The sequence below is a fragment of the Hoeflea algicola genome, from assembly GCF_026619415.1.
Classification (GTDB): domain Bacteria; phylum Pseudomonadota; class Alphaproteobacteria; order Rhizobiales; family Rhizobiaceae; genus Hoeflea; species Hoeflea algicola.
Genome location: NZ_JAOVZR010000001.1, coordinates 1,443,187 through 1,463,047 on the forward strand (window position 1 = coordinate 1,443,187; position 19,861 = coordinate 1,463,047).

16 protein-coding genes and 1 pseudogene are annotated in these 19,861 nt (G+C 60.0%); 12 read left to right on the plus strand and 5 right to left on the minus strand.

All coding sequences use genetic code 11. The annotated features are described in order from the left end of the window. The first annotated feature begins 58 nt into the window (after positions 1–58). The 8 genes from OEG84_RS07120 to OEG84_RS07155 all read left to right on the plus strand — a co-directional run bounded on the left by OEG84_RS07120 (position 59) and on the right by OEG84_RS07155 (position 12,252). Positions 59–1,174, plus strand: a complete 1,116-nt coding sequence (locus OEG84_RS07120; protein ID WP_267653093.1) for a YeeE/YedE family protein — start codon at positions 59–61, stop codon at positions 1,172–1,174. 319 nt (positions 1,175–1,493) lie between these two features. Further along, positions 1,494–2,063 (plus strand): transglutaminase-like cysteine peptidase, encoded by a 570-nt coding sequence (locus OEG84_RS07125; protein WP_267653094.1) that lies wholly within the window; start codon positions 1,494–1,496, stop codon positions 2,061–2,063. 202 nt (positions 2,064–2,265) lie between these two features. After that, the gene (locus OEG84_RS07130) at positions 2,266–3,525 is read left to right on the plus strand and encodes a metallophosphoesterase family protein (protein ID WP_267656114.1); all 1,260 of its coding nucleotides are present in this window, start codon (positions 2,266–2,268) and stop codon (positions 3,523–3,525) included. Next, positions 3,525–7,010, plus strand: coding sequence for an ATP-binding protein (locus tag OEG84_RS07135; RefSeq protein ID WP_267653095.1), 3,486 nt, complete (start codon positions 3,525–3,527; stop codon positions 7,008–7,010). The genes OEG84_RS07130 and OEG84_RS07135 overlap by 1 nt, the downstream gene beginning before the upstream one ends. A 208-nt stretch (positions 7,011–7,218) precedes the next feature. Then, positions 7,219–8,703 (plus strand): SulP family inorganic anion transporter, encoded by a 1,485-nt coding sequence (locus OEG84_RS07140; protein ID WP_267653096.1) that lies wholly within the window; start codon positions 7,219–7,221, stop codon positions 8,701–8,703. Positions 8,704–8,717: 14 nt separating this feature from the next. Further along, entirely contained in the window at positions 8,718–9,572 is an 855-nt protein-coding gene (locus OEG84_RS07145; RefSeq protein ID WP_267653097.1) for a universal stress protein, read from the plus strand. Positions 9,573–10,259: 687 nt separating this feature from the next. Next, entirely contained in the window at positions 10,260–11,159 is a 900-nt protein-coding gene (locus tag OEG84_RS07150) for a substrate-binding periplasmic protein (RefSeq protein ID WP_267653098.1), read from the plus strand. 145 nt (positions 11,160–11,304) lie between these two features. Next, positions 11,305–12,252: a ketopantoate reductase family protein gene (locus OEG84_RS07155; RefSeq protein ID WP_267653099.1), complete on the plus strand. Its 948-nt coding sequence runs from the start codon at positions 11,305–11,307 to the stop codon at positions 12,250–12,252. Between the two features lie 141 nt (positions 12,253–12,393). Here the strand turns inward: OEG84_RS07155 and OEG84_RS07160 are convergent, their stop codons facing one another. The 3 genes and pseudogenes from OEG84_RS07160 to OEG84_RS07170 form a co-directional block, all read right to left on the minus strand. After that, the gene (locus OEG84_RS07160) at positions 12,394–13,800 is read right to left on the minus strand and encodes a bifunctional enoyl-CoA hydratase/phosphate acetyltransferase (protein WP_267653100.1); all 1,407 of its coding nucleotides are present in this window, start codon (positions 13,798–13,800) and stop codon (positions 12,394–12,396) included. A 182-nt stretch (positions 13,801–13,982) separates the two neighbouring features. After that, positions 13,983–14,563: pseudogene (locus OEG84_RS07165) on the minus strand (cytochrome b/b6 domain-containing protein). Next, positions 14,563–14,835: a PepSY domain-containing protein gene (locus OEG84_RS07170; protein WP_267653101.1), complete on the minus strand. Its 273-nt coding sequence runs from the start codon at positions 14,833–14,835 to the stop codon at positions 14,563–14,565. The pseudogene OEG84_RS07165 and the gene OEG84_RS07170 overlap by 1 nt, the downstream one beginning before the upstream one ends. Positions 14,836–14,875: 40 nt before the next feature. Between OEG84_RS07170 and OEG84_RS07175 the strand changes: the two genes are divergently transcribed. From OEG84_RS07175 to OEG84_RS07190, 4 genes are read left to right on the plus strand one after another with little or no spacing between them, the layout of a single operon-like run. After that, entirely contained in the window at positions 14,876–15,289 is a 414-nt protein-coding gene (locus OEG84_RS07175) for a PepSY domain-containing protein (RefSeq protein ID WP_267653102.1), read from the plus strand. Between the two features lie 5 nt (positions 15,290–15,294). Further along, on the plus strand, positions 15,295–15,966 hold the full coding sequence (locus tag OEG84_RS07180; RefSeq protein WP_267653103.1) for a response regulator transcription factor: 672 nt from the start codon (positions 15,295–15,297) through the stop codon (positions 15,964–15,966). Continuing rightward, positions 15,963–17,345, plus strand: coding sequence for a sensor histidine kinase (locus OEG84_RS07185; RefSeq protein ID WP_267653104.1), 1,383 nt, complete (start codon positions 15,963–15,965; stop codon positions 17,343–17,345). The genes OEG84_RS07180 and OEG84_RS07185 overlap by 4 nt, the downstream gene beginning before the upstream one ends. A gap of 55 nt (positions 17,346–17,400) precedes the next feature. Further along, complete coding sequence (locus OEG84_RS07190) at positions 17,401–19,020, plus strand: phosphoethanolamine transferase (protein ID WP_267653105.1); 1,620 nt, start codon at positions 17,401–17,403, stop codon at positions 19,018–19,020. Positions 19,021–19,123: 103 nt separating this feature from the next. On the opposite strand, the gene OEG84_RS07195 is transcribed toward OEG84_RS07190, so the two are convergent. Beyond that, positions 19,124–19,438 carry a hypothetical protein gene (locus OEG84_RS07195; protein ID WP_267653106.1) on the minus strand — a complete coding sequence of 105 codons (315 nt, stop codon included), beginning with the start codon at positions 19,436–19,438 and terminating at the stop codon, positions 19,124–19,126. A 99-nt stretch (positions 19,439–19,537) separates the two neighbouring features. Continuing rightward, complete coding sequence (locus OEG84_RS07200; protein WP_267653107.1) at positions 19,538–19,834, minus strand: hypothetical protein; 297 nt, start codon at positions 19,832–19,834, stop codon at positions 19,538–19,540. Positions 19,835–19,861: the final 27 nt, after the last annotated feature.

Consider the following 19,861-nt stretch of genomic DNA (forward strand, 5'->3'; position numbering starts at 1 on the left):
CCAAGGTCAATGTCTATTCCCCGGAAATCTGGCTTATGGGCGCAAAGAGGGACACCCTATGGGCCTGGAACTGCTGGCCGACCGGTTCGGCGAGAATTGGACTTTACTGCTCGGCGGCGGCGTGATCGGCGCACTGTTCGGCGCGTTTGCCCAACAAAGCCGATTTTGCCTGCGGGCAGCGGCAGTGGAGTTTTCGCGCGGAGAGATCGGCGGCAAGCTGGCCATCTGGCTGATCGTCTTTTCCACCGCCATCACCGGCACCATGCTGCTCTCGGCTGAAGGCCTGTTTGTTGCCCGCGAAGCCCGCCAACTCGCCTCCCCGCAAAGCCTCTCGGGCGCCGCCATCGGCGGCTTGCTGTTTGGTACCGGCATGGTGCTGGCGCGCGGATGCTCCTCCCGGCTTCTGGTACTCTCGGCCACCGGCAATTTGCGCGCACTCTTGTCAGGCCTGGTGTTTGCCGTGGTCGCCCAGGCCAGTCTGCACGGCTTTCTCTCACCTGTGCGCGAAGCGCTCGCCAATCCGTTGACCACGCTCAATATCGGCTCCAACGACTTGCTGCTGTTATCTGGCGCCTCCGAAACGGTCGCAGGGGTTGCCGTAACCCTCGGGCTCGTGGCCAGTCTGGCGCTGGCGTTCTGGCGCAGGATTGGGATCTGGAAGACGGTTGCCGCCTTCGGCGTCGGCGCCTGCATCCCGCTTGCCTGGTGGTTCACCCACGCCATGACATCGATCGCCTTTGAACCGGTGCAGCTTGAATCCCTAAGTTTCACAGGACCTTCGGCTGATACCTTGATGCTGTTTCTGTCGCCGCCCGGCACGATGATCGATTTCGATGTCGGGTTGGTGCCGGGCGTCTTCATCGGCGCGTTTCTCGCTGGCCTTTTCAGCGGCGAACTCGAATTGCTCGGCTTTCAGGGCGGCGACGCGATGCGGCGTTATCTTGCTGGCGCCGCTCTGATGGGGTTTGGCGGCATGCTCGCCGGCGGCTGCGCGGTTGGCGCCGGAGTGACCGGGGCGAGCATCTTTGCGCTGACCGCCTGGGTCACCCTGTTCTCGATCTGGATCGGCGCGATGGCGACCGACTGGCTGGTCGACCGCAAATTGCCCGACCGTAAGGCCCGCAGCCTTGAAAAGGCGCGCCCAGCGCCATCCGTTGTCCAGGGCGTAGAGTGAAAGCCAATTCGGCCTGATTTTCCAGGCTACGGTCGCCCACCCGCGAACAGCACAACCCTCATCTCCTTTCCACGAAATGGGTCACAAAAGCTTTGTGATGGCGGTGTAGCATGCGCAGGCGGCCCGATCTGGCTCAGGTCGAGCCGGACCGAAACACGACGTTTCCCACAGATTATCGTCACAAATATGCATTATTGAGACTAATTGGCCCATATCATGCTCAACACTTGCAATTAAGCCGCAATTATCATTCTATGTGAACGAGTTCTGAAAACCGACCTATTCCGATTCACAAACGACCAAGGAGCACGACAACCATATGAGCGCGCCTCTGTTCTTGTTGGCCTTCTTGGCATCTGTATTCGCATTTATTTCGCCATCCTTCGCTTCCGTCTGGCTGAAAACCGGCAATGAAACGACCCGGCCCTACGGCCATGTCGAATATTGCTCCCGGAACGCGTCTGATTGCCGTGGACGCTCTGCCTCGGCCAAGCTTCCCTCAGCCCGCCTTAACCTGCTGCGCAATGTCAACAATGCCGTCAACCGCGCGATCACGGCTGTCGATGACAAGGACGCATTCGGTCGCAAGGAATACTGGACCGCACGCACCCGGAAGGGCGACTGCGAGGATTTCGCGCTCGCAAAACGCGCCAAGCTGATGCGCAAGGGCTTCAAGCCGTCGCAATTGTTGCTGACCATGGGCTATTCAGGCGGCGTGGCTCACACAGTGCTGGTGGTTCGCACCCGGGACGGTGACTTCGTGCTCGACAATCTCAACAACGAGGTCAAGCCCGTCCGTGCTGCATCGATGAGCTTTCTCAAGATTCAGGCACCCGAAAACGGTGGCCGCTGGCTGCGCGTCACCGGCAAGACCAAGCAGACCCCGTGACGCACCCGTCTGCTTTTTGATGCGCGGCTGATTAGGTCGCGCCACAAAACAAGTTCGCACTCAAGCCCGTGCCAATACCTTGATTTTTGCGTGTCGCAATGCCGGTGGTTTATGCTATCGCTGGGTGCATCTGACACCCCACCCGCACGCCTGAATAACCCAAAGCACGGCGGAGGACCCTTCGATCGCGGCTTTTCGTTTCATCCATACTGCCGATATCCATCTTGATTCGCCGCTGAAGTCGCTGGCCTTGCGCAATGCCGATCTGGCCAGCTTGATCGGTGCGGCCACCCGGCGCGCCTTCAGCGCGACCATTGATCTGTGCCTGGATGAGAAGGTCGATGCGCTGATCATCGCCGGCGATCTCTATGATGGCGACCAGACCTCGATGAAAACCGCCCGCTTTCTCGCGGGCGAACTGGCCCGGCTGTCCCAGGCAGGCATCCTCACCTTCATTATTCGCGGCAATCACGACGCCCTGTCCAAGGTGTCGAAGGAACTGGTGTTGCCCGACACCGTCAAACTGTTTGGCGGTCGCCCCGAGCATGTGCTGGTCGAGCGCGGCCCCGGTGAGAAGCCGGTTGCCATTCACGGCCTCAGTTTCGCGCAGCCAACCGCGCCCGAAAGCCTGATCTCGCGCTACAAACCGCCGCTCGCCGACACGATCAACATCGGCATCATGCACACCAGCCTCGGTGGCGCCCCAGGCCATGACCGCTACGCGCCCTGCAGCCCGGCTGAACTCGATGCCATTGGCTATGACTATTGGGCGCTTGGTCATATCCACAAACGCTCGGTATCCACGGCACAAAGCACCATCGTCATGCCCGGCATGCCGCAGGGCCGCGACATTGGCGAGGATGGCCCCAAATCCGTCACCCTGGTCTCCATTGACGAGGACGGCAGCGTCAGCCTCGTGGAAAAGCCCGTCGCGTTGGCCGAATTTGCCCGGGTGCCGATCGACCTCGGCGGAATTGCCGAGTGGGATGAACTCGCCGCCGCCATCACCACAGCCCTGAGCAGCGCACGCACGGAAGCATTAGCGCCCGAACTCGTGGTGCGGCTCGGCTTCAGCGGCGAAACCCCGCTTGCCTGGCGCATGCGCCGCGACGCCGATCTCTTGCTGGCGGAAGCCGAGGATCGCGCTGCGCGCGCCGGTTCGGTGTGGATCGACAAGCTGGAAAACGAGTGCGTGGCGCCACGCCCCTCGGCATCTTCGGGCGCCGATCCGCTGGTCGAACTTCAAGCTTTGATGGAATCCAGCATTCTTGGCTCCGACGGCTTTGAGACTGCGTATGCTGCCATCATCGAGCAGTTGCAGGGTCAGCTACCCGCAGAACTGCGCGATCTGTTCGGTTCAGACGAGACCGACGCCCAGGCACAACGCCAAACACTGGCCAAGGCGGGCATCGACGATGTAATGGCGCGGCTGCGCACCGGCCCAGTGGGCGGGAGCAGCTGATGCGCCTCAACCGCCTCGACCTCACCCGTTATGGCAAGTTCACCGACCACGTGATCGACTTTGGCGCGGCCACGCCCGGTTCGCCGGATCTGCATCTCATCTACGGCCCTAATGAGGCTGGGAAATCGACGCTGTTCAACGGTTGGCTCGACCTGCTGTTCGGCATTGGCGCCCAGAGCGCCTACAATTTTCTCCACCCCTATCCGGCCATGCGCATCGGCGCGTCGATTGACCTGGAATCGGGCCCACAGGAATTTGTCCGCATCAAGCGGCCCCAGAACAGCCTGCTCGACGGCCACGATCAGCCGGTCTCCGAGGCCGCCCTGCTGGCCGGGCTCAGCGGGCTCGACCGGGAAAGCTACCGCACCATGTTCTCGCTTGATGACGAGACCCTCGAACAGGGCGGCGAGAGCATTCTCGCCAGCCGCGGCGATCTTGGTGAATTGCTGTTCTCCGCCAGTGCCGGTTTGGGCGAACTGTCGCAGAACCTGGCTCGAATCCGCACCGAAACCGAAGACTTCTACAAGCCCAGAGCACAAAAACGCGTGCTCGGAGAGCTCAAGGCGCAGCTTGCAACGCTGAAGGCCGAACGCGACCAGATCGACATCCAGGCCAGCAAATATGCCCAGCTCAACAAGGATCTGGAGGACGCACGCCAGCGCCATGAAGAGGCCAGCGGCAAGCGCAAGCAGTTAAGAACCCGCGTGACTGCGATCACAGCCATTCTCTCTGCCCTGCCCCGCCGCGACGAACTGGCCGATTTGCAAGCCGAGCTGGAAACTCTCAAGGATCTTCCCGAGGCCGCGCCCGAATGGCGCGCGGAAATTGCTGCCCTGCGCGAAGAACAGGCCCGGCTTGAGGCTGGCGCGGGCGCCATTGCCGAGGAACTCGAGCGCCTGATCTCCGAGCGCGATGCCGTTGAGGTCGACAGCCGCGTGCTGTCGATGGGCGACCGTATCTCCGAACTGGACCGGTTGCGCACCCGCCACGACACCGCCGAGGAAGATCTGCCCGGGCGTCACCAGGCCTTGAATCGGCTCGACGGCAGCATCGCCCAATTGCTTTCCCGATTAGGCCGCGACGGCGAAACAGAACCGGCGCGGCTGTTGCTTGATGCCGCGACCGCCGCTGACCTGAATGACCTGATCAAGGCCCGCGCCGGCCTCGACGCCCGGATAGCATCAGCCAGGAAGGAAGCCGCAGACGCCAACGCACGCGCCGAAGAGGCCCTGGCAGCCCTGCCGCAAATCGGGGATTCGGACCCAACCGTCGCGCCCGAGCAACGCCGCAGCCAGATCGCAGCGCTCACGCAGGCGCTTGGCGCGGCCCGGCAGGAAGATCACAGCGCTCGGTTGCGGACGGCGGAGCGCGCCCTTGCCGTTGCCCACGAAAAACACGCCAGCCGATTGGCCGCGCTGGCACCATGGCGTGGCGAGAGTGCGCAGCTGCGGGCCATGACCCCGCCTGACGCCGACCGCATTCGCGCCTGGAAAACCGGCATTGAAGAATTGGCCCGAAAGGCGGCCCGGCTTGACGAAGAGAGCGAACGCGTCGGCCAGTTGCTGCGCCGTCTCGAGGCCGAGCGCGACGCCGTCACCCGTGCCACCGATCTGGCGTCAGAGGACGAGGTGCGGTCATTGCGCGCTGCCCGGGATCAGGCTTGGAGCGATCACAAGACAAAGCTGGACACCGAGACGGCGGCCACCTTCGAAGCCGCGATGCAGGCCTGCGACCGGGCCGTGGACCAGCGCGCCGCGCACCAGGCCGATGCCGCGCGGCTCAAGGAAAACGCAATCCAGATGGCGACCGCCCGCGCCGATCTCGACAGCAACGACGCGGCCCGAGAACAACTTGAACGCGACCGGTCTGCACTGCACGCGGCTATTGCCGAGGCTATCGCCCGGATGTCCGCCGAGCTTGATCCGCAGATGACCCCGGCCGCGCTCGAAGACTGGCTTGTGCGCCGCGAATTGGCGCTGCAGGCGGAAGCGGAGGTCAACGACCTCATCGGCCAGATTGAAACCGCGCAAGTCGACCGGCAGCATTCCTGCGCCCGTCTGGCACTAGCACTGGCGCCATTGCAGCCTGCGATCCCGCAAAACGAGCATTTGGAGCAACTGATCAGCCGCGCCGAAGATCTGGTCAGCAGCGAAACCCGGCTCGAAGGTCTGCGCCAGACCGTCGCCACGGCCGAGCGTGAGCGCAAACGCCGCGAGAACGAATTGCGTGACGCCGAGGCCGAGATGCAGGCCTGGGTGCTGGCCTGGAAGGATGCCTGCTCCCGATCCTGGCTTGGCAGCGAACAACGGATGCCGACGCCTGCTCAAATCCAGGAAACCCTCAAGCTGCTTTCCGAACTGGCGCCGGCGCTCGATCAGCGTGCGAGCCTGGCTGACCGCATCACCAAGATGGAACGCGACCAAGAGAGTTACGTCACCACGCTCAAACAGCTTGCCACCGACACCGGCATCGAGCTCGAGGGCGTGGCCACTGCCCACCTCAACCGACGGATCTCTGACCAGTTCGCCATGGCCGAAAAGGCCAGCGACCGGCATGAGGATTTAGCAAGGCAGATCGAAGACGCTCTTGCCCGCCAGCGCGCCCTGTCGGAAGCCCGTGCCGTTCATGCCGGCCGGAAAGCGCAGATGCTCGACGCACTTGCCGCGGAAACGCTGGCCGAGGCGGCGCTGCGGGTGGATCAGGCACTGGAACGCAAACGGCTTATGAGCCGCGCTGAGAGCATCGGCCGCGAGCTGCGCGAGGCGCTCGGCGCGGCTTCCCTTGCCGAAGCGCTGGCGCGGTTGTCTGATGTCGATCCACTGGCCTCAAATGCCGAAAAACAGGAACTGGAGGCCGAACTCGAAATGCTGGATGCCGACATCCAGGATCTCCATGCCGACCGCAGGGCGGCCGAGGCAGCGCTTGCGGCAGTCGGCGGCGATGATGCGGTCGCGCAGATCGAGCAACAACGCCAGACCACGCTGATCGCCATCGCCGAGGGCGCCAGCCACTATCTGCGGCTTTCGGCCGGGGTTCTCGCCATGGAACAGGCACTGACGTTGTACCGCGAGAAACACCGCTCGACGATGATGGCGCGCGCCTCCGAAGCGGTGCGGACCATCAGCCGCGGCCGCTACACAGGCCTCGCCTCCCAGCCCGACAAGGGCCGTGAGTTGCTGATCGCGCTGACTGAAGATGGCGGTTCCAAGCAGGCCGAGGAAATGTCCAAGGGCGCGCGTTTCCAGCTTTATCTGGCGCTCAGGGTCGCCGGTTACCATGAGTTTGCCCAGTCACGGCGCACGGTGCCCTTCATCGCCGACGACATCATGGAGACCTTTGACGATTTTCGCGCCGAGGAAACATTCGGCCTGTTTGCCGAAATGGCGGGCGTCGGTCAGGTGATCTATCTCACCCATCACCGCCATCTCTGCGATATCGCCAAATCGGTCTGTCCCGACGTCAGGATCCACGAACTATCCGCGTGACCGGCAGGTTTTTGCCCGGTTTTAAACAGGCACAGCTTGGCATTTTCGCCATATCCCTGTATCGAAGCCGCAATCCCAATGCCCATTTCGGGTTCAGCCCCTTGCTGGCGGCTCATCTGCCGGACCGCAATCGCGCTCCGGGGCTGCCTGCTCTCACCAGTTTCGCATCGCCGAACCATCCTTTCATCGGACAGGACGCCCCCGCTTCATGATCTCGTTCAATCACTATTTCTCGCAATGGACCGGCAACATCCGCGGCGACATTCTCTCGGGTCTGGTCGTCGCTCTGGCGCTGATCCCCGAGGCAATCGCCTTTTCGATCATCGCCGGCGTCGACCCCAAGGTCGGCCTCTATGCCTCGTTCTCGATCGCCGTCATCACCGCAATCGTCGGCGGACGCCCAGGCATGATCTCGGCGGCCACCGCGGCCACCGCCGTGTTGATGGTCACCCTGGTCAAGGAACACGGGCTTGAATATCTGCTCGCCGCCACCGTGCTGGCCGGCCTGATCCAGATTCTGGCAGGCATTGCCAAGCTTGGCTACGTCATGCGCTTTGTCTCCAAATCGGTGATGACCGGCTTCGTCAATGCGCTGGCAATCCTGATCTTCATGGCGCAATTGCCCGAACTGATCGGCGTGCCATGGCTCACCTATGTCATGGTCGCCGGAGGGCTGGCGATCATCTATCTGTTTCCGCTGATCACCACCGCCATCCCCTCGCCGTTGGTCACCATCGTCGTGCTCACAGCCCTGACGATTTTCTTCGGCTTCGACCTGCGCACCGTGGGCGACATGGGTGCGCTGCCCGATACACTGCCGATCTTCCTGATCCCCGACATCCCGCTGACGCTGGAAACGCTGTGGATCATCCTGCCCTATTCCGTGGCTGTCGCAGCGGTCGGCCTGCTTGAATCGCTGATGACCCAGACCATCGTCGATGATCTGACCGACACCACATCGAACCGGAACCAGGAATGCATCGGCCAGGGCATCGCCAACACCGCCACCGGCTTTATCGGCGGCATGGCCGGCTGCGCCATGATCGGCCAGTCGATCATCAACATCAAATCCGGCGGCCGCGGCCGGCTCTCCACCATCGTTGCCGGTACCATGCTGTTGTTCTTTATCGTTGTGCTGGGCGACTGGGTGGCAAAAATCCCGATGGCAGCCCTTGTGGCAATCATGATCATGGTCTCGATCGGCACCTTCTCCTGGTCGTCGATCAAGAACCTGCGCTCCCACCCGCGTTCGTCCTCGGTGGTGATGCTGGCAACCGTGCTGTTTGTCGTCTTCACCCACAATCTTGCCATCGGCGTGCTTGTCGGTGTGCTGTTGTCCGGCCTGTTCTTCGCCTGGAAAATCTCCCAGCTGTTCGGTGTCCGCTCCGAACTGACGGCGGATGGCCGCACCCGCACCTATATTGTTGAAGGTCAGTTGTTTTTCGCGTCTGCCGATGATTTCATGCAATCATTCGATTTTCACGAAGTTCTCGAAAAGGTCGTCATCGATGTCTCCCGCGCTCATATCTGGGATATTTCCAGCGTTGCGGCCCTCGACATGGCCGTGCTGAAATTCCGTCGCGATGGCGCCACCGTCGAAATCATCGGCATGAATGAAGCTTCTGAAACCATCGTCGACCGGCTTGCGATACACGACAAGCCGGGCGCGATGGACAAGTTGATGTCCCATTGAGCAAGGACCCGACCATGACCAGCACAATCCTAGCCCTTGTCGACGGGTCGATATACTCCAAGAGCGTATGCGATCACGCTGCTTGGGCGGCGGCCAAAATGGACGCGAAAGTCGAACTTCTGCATGTCTTCGACCGCCTCGCAGGCGCGCAGAACTCCGATCTTTCCGGCTCAATCGCGCTCGGCGCGCGCACAGCCCTGCTTGAGAAACTGGCAACGCTGGACGAACAGCGTCTGAAACTGCTGCAGCAGAAGGGCCGCGCCATCCTCGACGATGCCCGCGCCATCATCGAGGCGGCCGGCCAGACCGTGTCAGGCGTCCACCTGCGCCAGGACGATTTGACCGATGCGGTTGCCGCCCAGGAAAACAGCGCCGCCATGATCATGATCGGCAAGCGCGGCGAAGCTGCCGATTTTGCCAGCCTGCGGCTGGGTGCCCATGTCGAGGAACTGGTCCGCGCCAGCCACAAGCCGGTGTTCGTGGCCTCGCGCGCGTTCAAGCCGATCGACCGGGCGGTCATCGCCTATGATGGCGCAGCATCGAGCCAGCGGGTGGTCGACCATGTCGCCCGCAACCCGCTGTTTTCAGGCCTGACGATCGAGGTAATCACCGTCGGTTCGCGCAACCGCGAGACTGAAAAAGGTTTGGAAAACGCCAAAGCCGTGCTCGCCGGCGCCGGACTGGAGGTCGAAACCAAGATCCTCGCCGGGCAACCCGACGCGGTTCTGGGTCAGCGCGTCGAGGAAGCCGGCTCCTGCCTCGTCGCCATGGGCGCCTACGGCCACTCCCGGATCCGCAGCTTCGTGATTGGCTCGACCACGAGCGAAATGCTGCGCTCCTGCAAGGCGCCTGTGCTGTTGATGCGGTGAGGAAGACCGAAGAGATCTGCCGTCGAACTGCCTGGATGTTACGGCCCTTTGCTGTCGTTGCAGGGTGACTTCTTGATAGCCGCTTTGTACTTCATTGTGGGAGAGTGTCTGATCTTCTGAGTAACTGCGCTTTGGTCCATGCTTCCTGAGAGGAGCAAGGACGAAGACGATTTCCAAGGAACTGCTGGACGAACTTCTGAAGGGCTGCGAGCGGCCACGGAACAACATAATCAGAGCTTCGGAATATGGGATCTGAGCCAAAGCGGACACACCATCGATCTGTGTATGCAACTCTTGATGGTAGAGCAAATGTCACTTTTCAGCATTGCCCAGATGACTGCGGCTACAGTTCCTCCCCCGCACCTTGCACCTCCGCCCACAGCCAATTGAAACCCGACCAATCGACTTCGTCCCACATGGTGCCTAGCCAGATTACGTCGCCCCTGTCAGCACCGTCAGCAAGGGGAAATTCCTCAACCCGACCACCGATGACTTGAACACCCTCAATTCTTGCATTCCGCTGCGGAAACTCTCCCACACTAATCAGCAGGTTCACTAGCGGAGAACTCCAGAGCTAAACAGCTACAAAACACTCAACGCATGTCAGAATTTCGCTGTGTTGACTCCGGTGCGCATTAATGCACAAATGTATACATTCATTAAGATAGAACGAAACGGAGGAATGGTATGGGAGAGTTTCAGACTAAGGTAGGAACCATTTTTACGGCGGCGGCAGTTGGGATATTGTTGTCAGTTGGCGTTGTGTCAGCGCAAACATGTGGTGAGCCTGGTAAGTCAACCTTGGAAATTGTGCAGGAGCGTGGCGTCCTGCGCGCAGGAGTACGGCCGGATTTTCCACCGTGGGGCTCAATTGACTCGACCGGCGAACTTATCGGGTTTGGCGTGGATATCGCCCGCGAATTTGCAGAGCACTTGGGCGTTGAGTTGGAGTTAATTCCGACAGTTGCTGCAAATAGATTCCCGATGTTGCTCACGTGCAAAACTGACGCGGATTTTGGCGCGACGACAGGAACAAAAACACGAGACGAACAGGTTGATTTCGTTCCTCACTATACGTGGGATGTGGCTGTGATTCTGATCCAAAAGGGAATGGAAAAGAACCTTGATAGTTATCTGAATGATGCCAATGCAACAGTGTGTTCAACGCAGGGAGGCGTATTGGGAGCTGCGTGGAAGGAAAAGGCAGCCGCAAAAGGCACTGAGGTGAACCTCAAGCTCTACCGCGAAGATACTGATATCGTTCTAGCCATGGCGTCAGGAAAGTGTGACGTCGCTCCTGTTGGCCTTTTTACTGCGCAGATCCTGTTGGAGAAGCTTGGTGATCGAGCGGCAAACATTGAAATTGGTGGAGAATTCCAGAAGGAGCCAAATGGCGTTTTTCTCAGGGAAAACGACTCAGACTGGCGCGACTGGATAAACTGGGGACAACAGCGGTTGTTTGCCGAGGGAAAATTTCAAGAACTGTATCGTAAGCACTTCGGCATCGACCCCCCATTTGTTCCCTGGGAACAGGGCATGCTCCAGCCAGATGTCACTAAAATTGCAAATGAAGGTGACAAGTGGTGAGTCTCGAAAACGCCGATCTCGCGACGCAAAATGGCAATCGCGACTGATTTGAGGGTTTCTCAAATTGCAACAACACTCTTCGGCTTCCCTCGCGCCTTTTGTTCTGTATGGGGGGGCCGATTTGCTTCTAACCAAGGGGTCTTCCATGAAATTGCAATACAAGCCGAAGGTAGTTGTCTTGGGCGCAGGCGCGATGGGTTGTCTATTCGGTGGACTTCTCAAATTATCTGAATTCGATGTGTGGCTAGTTGATGACTACGAGGCGCACATTAATGCGATCAACAATAACGGTTTGCGCATGATGGGTAGCTGGGGCGAACGGATTGTCGAAATCCCCGCCACAACGGATCCATCGGTGATCAAGTCCACCGACGTCGTACTGGTGCAGTGTAAAGGAACCCACACTGCAAAGGTAGTTTCGAACGCTCGCCATCTGTTTCAAAATGATGGTGCGGTCGCAGTGAGTTTTCAGAACGGCCTTGGGAACGAAGAAGTGATTTCGGATATTATAGGGTCCGAGAATGTATTAGGGGGGCTTGCCGTTCCAAGTGCAATGATACGTGAGCCAGGCATTATTCAATGCTACAATGATATGTACCTCCCATCTTATATAGGAGAATTGAGCGGTGGGCTGTCCGAACGCACTCAGTTCATCGCAGATGCATTCTCGCAATCGGCCCTCAACGTAACCGCTAGTGCAGATATTCGGCGCGAGATGTGGAAGAAGTTGTTGGGAAACATTGGATTGGGAGCTATATCGGGTGCAACCGATCTAACCCAGTATCAAATTATGAGTATGCCGGCTTTACGTGCGGTTGTTCTTCGCGCGATCGACGAGACAATGAATGTAGCGACGGCTTCTGGCATAAATATTTGCAAAGAAGACATTGAAACGATACTTAAAATGCTAACGAGTAAAGAGGGTGGCGGAGACAGCAAGACCTCTATGCGGACTGATCTTGCAAGGCACCGCAAAACAGAAGTTGATTATATATACGGTCCAGTAATCGAGATGGGACGACGGTTTGATGTCGATACACCGACACTCACGACGCTTTCAGCAATCATCAAAGGCATGGAGTCGCACTATTGAAGAGCAACTTTGCCACGTCAGGTTGGTGCGGTTTGGTGATTGCTGATTAGGGTGTTTGGTTCGTAGAGCGGACCCTGGTGCAATTATATTGAACTTCCGCTTTCCGCCCAATCCAGTCGTGGAGCCCGAATCTATCCCGCTCTACCCCAGCAACCCCAGCGGGCGTTCACGGCGCCAGTGGTAAAACAGCTTGGCCAACGCCGCCGAGACAATTCGCGCGTCCACGGTGTCGGAGCGGCTGGTCAGCATGATCGGCACCCGCGCACCAAGCGCGATGCCTGCCGACGAAGCGCCGGCCAGGTGGATCAGTTGCTTGGCGATCATGTTGCCGCTTTCGAGATTGGGCGTGACCAGAATGTCGGCATAGCCCGCGACGTCGGAGACAATCCCCTTGGCCTTGACCGCTGCGGGCGAGATCGCATTGTCGAAAGCCAGCGGCCCGTCGACCTTGCCGCCGACGATCTGCCCTCGGTCGTGCATCTTGCAGATCGAGGCGGCGAGCAGCGTCGATGGCAGGCTTCCGGTCACCGTCTCCACCGCTGACAACAACGCTACCAGCGGTGTTTCCTCGCCCAGTGCGATTGCCAGATCGATGGCGTTCTGGACGATATCCTTGAGCGCCTCCAGATCGGGAGAGATGTTGATCGCCCCGTCAGTGACAAACAAGGTGCGGTCCTGCCCCGGTACGTCGAGCGCGAAAACATGGCTTAGCCGCCGTTCGGTACGCAGGCCTTTGCTGCGGTCGAGCACGGCCAGCAGCAATTCGTCCGTATGCAGCTTGCCCTTCATCAGCGCCCTGGCCCGGCCTTCGTGCACCAGCGCCACGGCTCTTTCCGCCGCGGCATGGCTGTGCGGGGCGTCGACGATCTCGACACCGCCAAGATCAAGCCCGGAATCGGCTGCGGCGGCTTCGATCTTGCCGCGCGGGCCGACCAGGACCGGCACGATCATGCCTTCATCGCGTGCCGCAAGCGCTCCGCCGAGGCTGAGATCGTCACACGGATGGACAATTGCCGTGCGCAGCGGCTCGAGCGCCCGTGCCCGCTCCACCAATGCGCCAAAACGCACGCCATGCGACATCAGCCGCGAGGTCGGCATGCGGGCAATGGTGCGACGGCTTTTCTGCAACGGTGCGCGCACCAGCGCAGTGCCTGAAACAACCGTCTCGCCAGCGGCATTGATGCACACACAATCGAGACCAACTTCCGCCGATTGCTTGTCGACCTTGGTCACCACGACCTTGACCTTGATGCTGTCGCCGATCTTGACCGGGTGATGAAAACTCAGCGTTCGCGCCAATTGCAGCGTGCCGGGCCCCGGCAACCGGGTTGCCAGCACCGCCGAAATCAGCGCGCTCGCCCACATGCCATGAACAATGCCCTGCTGGAGAAGCAAGGCATCCTCGTCATCGGCATCGACATGCGCCGGGTTGACGTCCGCCGACACCGACGCAAACATGACGATATCCTGCCGCGTCAGCATGCGTTCGATCTCGGCCTCATCTCCGATTTCGATTTCATCGATGGTACGGTTTTCAATCAGGTCCATTCATTCGCCCCTGTAATGCTGCCGATGCGCAAGCCGATTCAGATGCGCCAATTGCAGAGGAACTTGCCCGACCAGCGCGTCAGAAACAAGACAGACAAGGGGGCTGTGACCTGCCAGTGCCACAGCATCTGGCAGGCTGGTCCGCACGGCCTGGGCAGTAGGCAGCCGCGCGGACCAAGGGGTTAGACTACGTCGTCCGGACCGGGTGCGCGTTTTCTGCCGGTCACCATGGCACGCACCAGGTTTTCGCCATGCTCGATACTTGCGAAGATCACTCCGCCGACATGCAGGGCCACCAGACCGAGCGTGGCGTAGGCAGCCGTTTCGTGCGCCTCCTTGACCCAGCGCACACCCCAAAAGGCATCGCTGGTCATCATCACGCCGGTGAGCGATATTGCCGCAATTGCCAGCAACAATGCGATCACCATCAACCCGCCGGCCGGATTGTGGCCGAGGTAACGCCGCGCCTTCATCCGCAGCGTGTCACCCACGAAGGTGGCTACCGTCGACGGTCCGTAGACAAACGAGGAAAAGCGCGCCGTGCGCGAGCCGACAAATCCCCAGAGCACGCGGCCGGCGATCAACGCAGCAATCACGTAGCCAGCGGTCTCGTGCGGATCTTGCCATTCATCACCGGTGAGAAAGGCAAAAAGAACAGGACGACGAGCGACCAGTGGAACAGCCTGACCAGCGGGTCCCACACCCGGATGGTTGCCGGCGATGTGACACCACCGACTTCCACCATGGTCTCCATCGTAGCCATCAACTGTCAGCCTTGACCCGCAGCACGTCGCCGGTGCCGGGATGGAAATAGACCTCGACGCGCTTGCCGTCCTTGTCTATGGCATAGGCTTCCAGGCAGCCATCTTCGGCCTCCATCGAGCGGATATCGTAGCCAAGCTCCTTGGCCTTCTCGGTGATCGCGGCATCGCTCATCCACTGATCGCGCGGCACGTTCGGGCAATTGTCGGCAGCAATGGCCACAGCCGGTGCAAGTGCGGCAACAAGGGTGGCTGCGATAAGGACGGTTTTCATGAGAGCATTCCTTTTCTAGCGGTTTCGGGACGAGTGCCCGTTGACCACGCGTTTCTCGCAGAACCCTCATGACACTCCGCTGAAAAGGCTCGTCAGCGTTTTGTCATATTCGCGCCGCTATGCTCTCCCAATGAAAATCAGTCTCTGTCTCCTGTTGCCGATCCTGGCGTTGTCGGCAGCGCCCGCGCTTGCTGATGAGCACAATGAAAAAAATGAACAACACGAGCGCGCCGACATGAACGAGGCGATCAGGCGCGGCGAGATCATGACCCTGTCCGACATCCTCGAAAAGGTAAAACCTTTGATTGACGGGCGGATCGTGGAAATCGAATTCGAACGTGAAGATGGAATGCCGATTTATGAAATTTACATCCTCAACGACGACGGCCGTCGCCTGGAGTATGAAATCGACGCCCGTACGGCTGAAATTCTCAGCCTCGGAGAGGAAGACTGACCGACATGCGCATACTTCTCGTCGAAGACGATGACCGGATCCGCGACGACGTGGCCCGCGCACTCGAATCCGCCGGCTATGTGGTTGACGGCGAATCCGACGGCGAGGAAGCCTGGTTTCTGGGCGACACCGAAACCTATGGCGCCGCAATCCTTGATCTTGGCCTGCCGGGAATGGATGGGCTGGCCGTGCTCAAGCGTTGGCGCGCGGCCGGCCGTACTTTCCCGATCCTGGTTCTCACTGCCCGTGGGACCTGGAGCGAACGGGTCGAAGGCATTGACGCCGGCGCCGATGACTACCTCCCCAAACCATTCCGCATGGAAGAACTGATCGCCCGCTTGCGCGCCATCATCCGCCGCTCGGGCGGCATGGCCAATGCCGTAATCAGCATCGGCGAGGCCGACCTCGACACAAGGCAGATGCGCCTGAGCATTCGTGGCGTTCCAGTCAATCTGTCACCTCAGGAATATCGGCTGGTGGCCTATCTGATGCTCAACAAGGGCCGCGTGGTGGCGCAACAGGAACTCGCCGAGCACCTGCAGTCAGCCCATTTCGAGCGTGAATCCAACGCTGTCGAGGTGCTGGTCGGCCGGGTCAGGCGGAAACTGCCGGTGGCATTGATCGAGACCCGTCGTGGCTTCGGTTACATCGTTGAAGATTCGAGCCCTGGCACATGAAACCGGTCCGCTCGCTCCGTTTCAGGCTCTTCGCACTTGCCGCCGTGGTTCTTGCCGCCGCATTGCTGGTGACTGGCTTCAGTCTGTCGACCCTGTTTTCCCGGTATCTCGAACGCCGCGTTGGCCAGGAACTTGATACCCACCTCAACCAGATCGTCGGCGGCCTCCGGGTCGATGCGGCGTCGGGGTTGTCGCTGGCGCGTGAACCGGTGGATCCGCGCTTCCAGGCGGTATTTGGCGGACTCTACTGGCAGATCGTCGATCTGACCGATGGCAACCAATTGCGCTCGCGCTCGCTGTGGGACACCTCGCTCGACGTTCCAGGCGACGAGTTACGACCCGGCGAAAGCCACGTCCACGACATCTCCGGCCCGCAAGGCTCAAACCTGTTGCTTCACGAAACCCTGGTGCTGATACCTGCACCTGATGGCGACCATCGCGTGCGCGTCACCGCCGCCATTGACCGGGCTGAAATCAGCGCGCTTGCGACTGGATTTTCGCGCGATCTCGCCCCGGTGCTGGCCATTCTCGGCAGCGTTCTGCTGCTCGGCTTCCTGCTGCAGGTTGGTGAAGGCCTGAAACCGGTCAGGCGTGTCGTGGCCGGCGTCCATGATATTCGTACCGGCGCGCGCAAACGTCTCCTTTCCGATGCTGTGCCCTTGGAGGTCGCGCCACTGGTCGAGGAGGTAAACGCCCTGCTCGACGCCCAGGACGCGGCGATCAGCCGGGCGCGCGATCGCGCCGCCAACCTCGCCCACGGGCTCAAGACCCCGCTGACCGCCCTGGAAAACGACATCGAACGGCTCCGCGCCACGGGCAACACCGAAATCGCCAATGATATCGCCGAACTGGCGCTGCGGATGCGTCGGCACATGGAGCGTGAACTTGCCCGCGCCCGGCTGCGTCACGGCCGGAATCAGGATCAGACCTCGCTCAGGCCGATTGTCGAGGGGATCTTGCGCACATTGCAGCGCACGCCCGAGGGCGAAACACTGCAACTACGAAGCAGCATCAATGCATCATTGACTGTCGCAGTCGACCCCGATGATCTTAGCGAACTCATTGGCAACATAGCTGAAAACGCGGTCCGCCATGCCAGCACCGAAGTTGTCGTCGAGACCGAGGTTTCGGCCAGCTCAATTGTGCTGGTCATCGGCGATGATGGCCCCGGACTCGGCGCTCAACACATAAAAAACGCCCTCAAACCGGGCCAGCGGCTCGACCAAGCCGGACTGGGCGCCGGTCTCGGATTGGCGATCGCCAGCGATATCGTCGAATCCTTCGGCGGGCAGCTCAACCTCGGACGGTCGCCGCTTGGTGGCCTTGAGGCACGCATCCTCATTCCCATGGGCGGAGAAACTCGCTCCCCGCCCGGCTGACCCCAGAAGTCCGCCAACCAACCATTCCTCTCCAAATTAGTGCAGGTATCATCGAATGAAACTTCATAGACCCTCGGTTGGCAGCGTCACATTAAGTCTGCTGGTGGCGGCATGGCTTGCGCTGGTCACGAACAATGTCTTCTGGCGCGACGTGGCCACGGCGTTTGGCGAACACATGCCTGGCCTGGCTGCCTTTTCCATCGGCATTGTCGCGCTTCTTGCCGCCGATACGATCGCCGTCTCGGTCAAATATCTTACCAAGCCGATATTCATCCTCCTGATCGTCAGCGCTGCATCGGCAGGATGGTTCATGGAGCATTTCGGCGTGATCATCGACACCGACATGATCCGCAACGCTGTACAGACCACCCCGGCAGAAGCGGGACATCTGCTGACCCCCGCATATCTGTGGCACATGCTGGTCTACGCAGTCCTTCCTTCACTTCTGATCGTCTTTGTGCGCATCCGCCACCGCCCGTTCCCGGCCAAGCTCAAATACAATCTTGCTGTCATCGTTCCGTTTTTGCTGCTCACGCTGGCGCTGGTCGCCTGGCAATATCCGGCGATCGCCTCGACAATGCGCAACAACCGGCTGGTGATCAAAACTCTCAATCCGGTTTCGCCGATCATCAGCGCGGTCAAGTTTGTCATTCGCTCGGGGCAGGAAAGCGTCATCGTCGCCGCGCCGCTCGATTCCGACGCCCGACTGGGCGCAGCAATCAACAAGGCCGAAAAGCCGGTGCTGACCATTATCGTGGTGGGTGAAACCGCCCGCGCTCAGGAGTTTTCGCTCGGCGGGTATGAACGCAAGACCAATCCGGAGCTGGAAAAGCGCGATATTGCCTATTTTCCCAACACCAGTTCCTGCGGAACCGCCACGGCGGTGTCCATGCCTTGCATGTTTTCCGCGCTGACCCGCAGCGAGTACAGCCATGAAAAGGCTCTGGCGCAAGAAAATCTCGTCGATGTGCTTTCCCATGCCGGCGTCAATGTCGAATGGTGGGATAACAATACCGGCGACAAGAAGATCGGCGACCGGATCGTCAAGCGGAAGTTCTACGAGGAGAACGACCCCCGCTTTTGCAATGAGGGGGAATGCCTCGACACGGTCATGGTCAACGCGCTGGGTGCATGGCTTGACGGCATCAAGGGCAATTCAGTTCTGGTTATGCACCAGTTGGGAAGCCACGGCCCGGCCTATTTCGCCCGCTACAGTGAAGAGGAGCGGGCGTTTCGGCCCGACTGCCGCACGGCCGAGTTCGCCGATTGCACCCAACAGGAGATCATCAATGCCTACGACAATACCATAGTCGCCACCGACCGGATGCTGGCGGCTGTCATCGACATGCTCCAAGCCCGCTCCGATCAGATTGCCTCAACCATGGTCTACATCTCCGACCATGGTGAATCGCTGGGCGAAAAAGGCCTCTATCTGCATGGCATGCCCTATATTTTCGCCCCCGATGAACAGACCCGGGTTCCTTTCCTTATGTGGGCGTCGAAGGGCTACACCAGATTGTTCGGGCTTGACACCGCCTGCCTGCGCGAGCAGGCCGACGCCCCTTATTCACAGGACAATCTGTTTCATACGGTGCTGGGCTTGATGGATGTACAGGCCCGCCATTATCAACGCGAGCAGGACATCAGCGCACGTTGCCGTTCACCGCTGAGTTGATCCACCGACAGCATGGTTGATGGCAATCCCCCGCCAAGTTTAAACGAGAAAGGGGCGCCGCTAGCAAGCGACGCCCCTTTGATATGCGAACTGAACGCAGTGCTTACTTGAAGCGCGGCGAGCCATCATTGCCGGCACGATCATAAATGATCTGCTCGTTGGATGCGGCATTGATCGAAGCGGTTGGGGTGTAGTCAACGCCGCCCTGTGGAGCTTCAAAATGCGGCGACCCGTCGTTACCGGCACGATCATAGACGGCCTTTTCGCCTGTTTCGGTGCCGGTGGCAGCGGTTGCTGTGTAATCAATACCGGCACTTCTGGCCGGCGGAAAAGACAGCGCGTCGGAGGCGGTCGTCTGGGCGAACGCACCGGTCGATGCAGCAAGCGTCAGGCCGAGGGCGATAATCAGCTTGTTCATGGAATTAGTCCTTGTCAGTGCGCTGCGCGCCCTCATCGGGCCGCGTCGTGCGGAAACTGGTCCGGCGGACTTATTGTGTCCGCCGGAGATCAGCTCTGATTAGTGGAAGCGCGGCGAACCATCATTGCCGGCGCGGTCATAAATCACCTGGTCATTCGACACGGTGCCGAACGAAGCGGTCGGAGTGTAGTCAACACCACCCTGCGGAGCGGCGAAGCTCGGCGAACCGTCATGACCGGCGCGGTGGTAGCTGACCAGATCATTAGAGACGCCAACAGCGTAGTTGGTATTGCCCTGTGCCGAAGGCACGTCATAGGCGTCCATGGCCGTTGATGCGGCAAAAGCGCCGGTTGAAGCAGCAAGGGTAAAACCGAGAGCGATGATGAGCTTGTTCATTGTCGTAATCCTTCAAAATTCGGGGCG

Bases quoted from the DNA above. Each gene is read 5' to 3' on its own strand.
- OEG84_RS07120 (WP_267653093.1), top strand. From the start codon at position 59: ATGGGCCTGGAACTGCTGGCCGACCGGTTCGGCGAGAATTGGACTTTA.
- OEG84_RS07125 (WP_267653094.1), top strand. From the start codon at position 1,494: ATGAGCGCGCCTCTGTTCTTGTTGGCCTTCTTGGCATCTGTATTCGCA.
- OEG84_RS07135 (WP_267653095.1), top strand. From the start codon at position 3,525: ATGCGCCTCAACCGCCTCGACCTCACCCGTTATGGCAAGTTCACCGAC.
- OEG84_RS07140 (WP_267653096.1), top strand. From the start codon at position 7,219: ATGATCTCGTTCAATCACTATTTCTCGCAATGGACCGGCAACATCCGC.
- OEG84_RS07145 (WP_267653097.1), top strand. From the start codon at position 8,718: ATGACCAGCACAATCCTAGCCCTTGTCGACGGGTCGATATACTCCAAG.
- OEG84_RS07150 (WP_267653098.1), top strand. From the start codon at position 10,260: ATGGGAGAGTTTCAGACTAAGGTAGGAACCATTTTTACGGCGGCGGCA.
- OEG84_RS07155 (WP_267653099.1), top strand. From the start codon at position 11,305: ATGAAATTGCAATACAAGCCGAAGGTAGTTGTCTTGGGCGCAGGCGCG.
- OEG84_RS07160 (WP_267653100.1), bottom strand. From the start codon at position 13,800: ATGGACCTGATTGAAAACCGTACCATCGATGAAATCGAAATCGGAGAT.
- OEG84_RS07170 (WP_267653101.1), bottom strand. From the start codon at position 14,835: ATGAAAACCGTCCTTATCGCAGCCACCCTTGTTGCCGCACTTGCACCG.
- OEG84_RS07180 (WP_267653103.1), top strand. From the start codon at position 15,295: ATGCGCATACTTCTCGTCGAAGACGATGACCGGATCCGCGACGACGTG.
- OEG84_RS07185 (WP_267653104.1), top strand. From the start codon at position 15,963: ATGAAACCGGTCCGCTCGCTCCGTTTCAGGCTCTTCGCACTTGCCGCC.
- OEG84_RS07190 (WP_267653105.1), top strand. From the start codon at position 17,401: ATGAAACTTCATAGACCCTCGGTTGGCAGCGTCACATTAAGTCTGCTG.
- OEG84_RS07195 (WP_267653106.1), bottom strand. From the start codon at position 19,438: ATGAACAAGCTGATTATCGCCCTCGGCCTGACGCTTGCTGCATCGACC.
- OEG84_RS07200 (WP_267653107.1), bottom strand. From the start codon at position 19,834: ATGAACAAGCTCATCATCGCTCTCGGTTTTACCCTTGCTGCTTCAACC.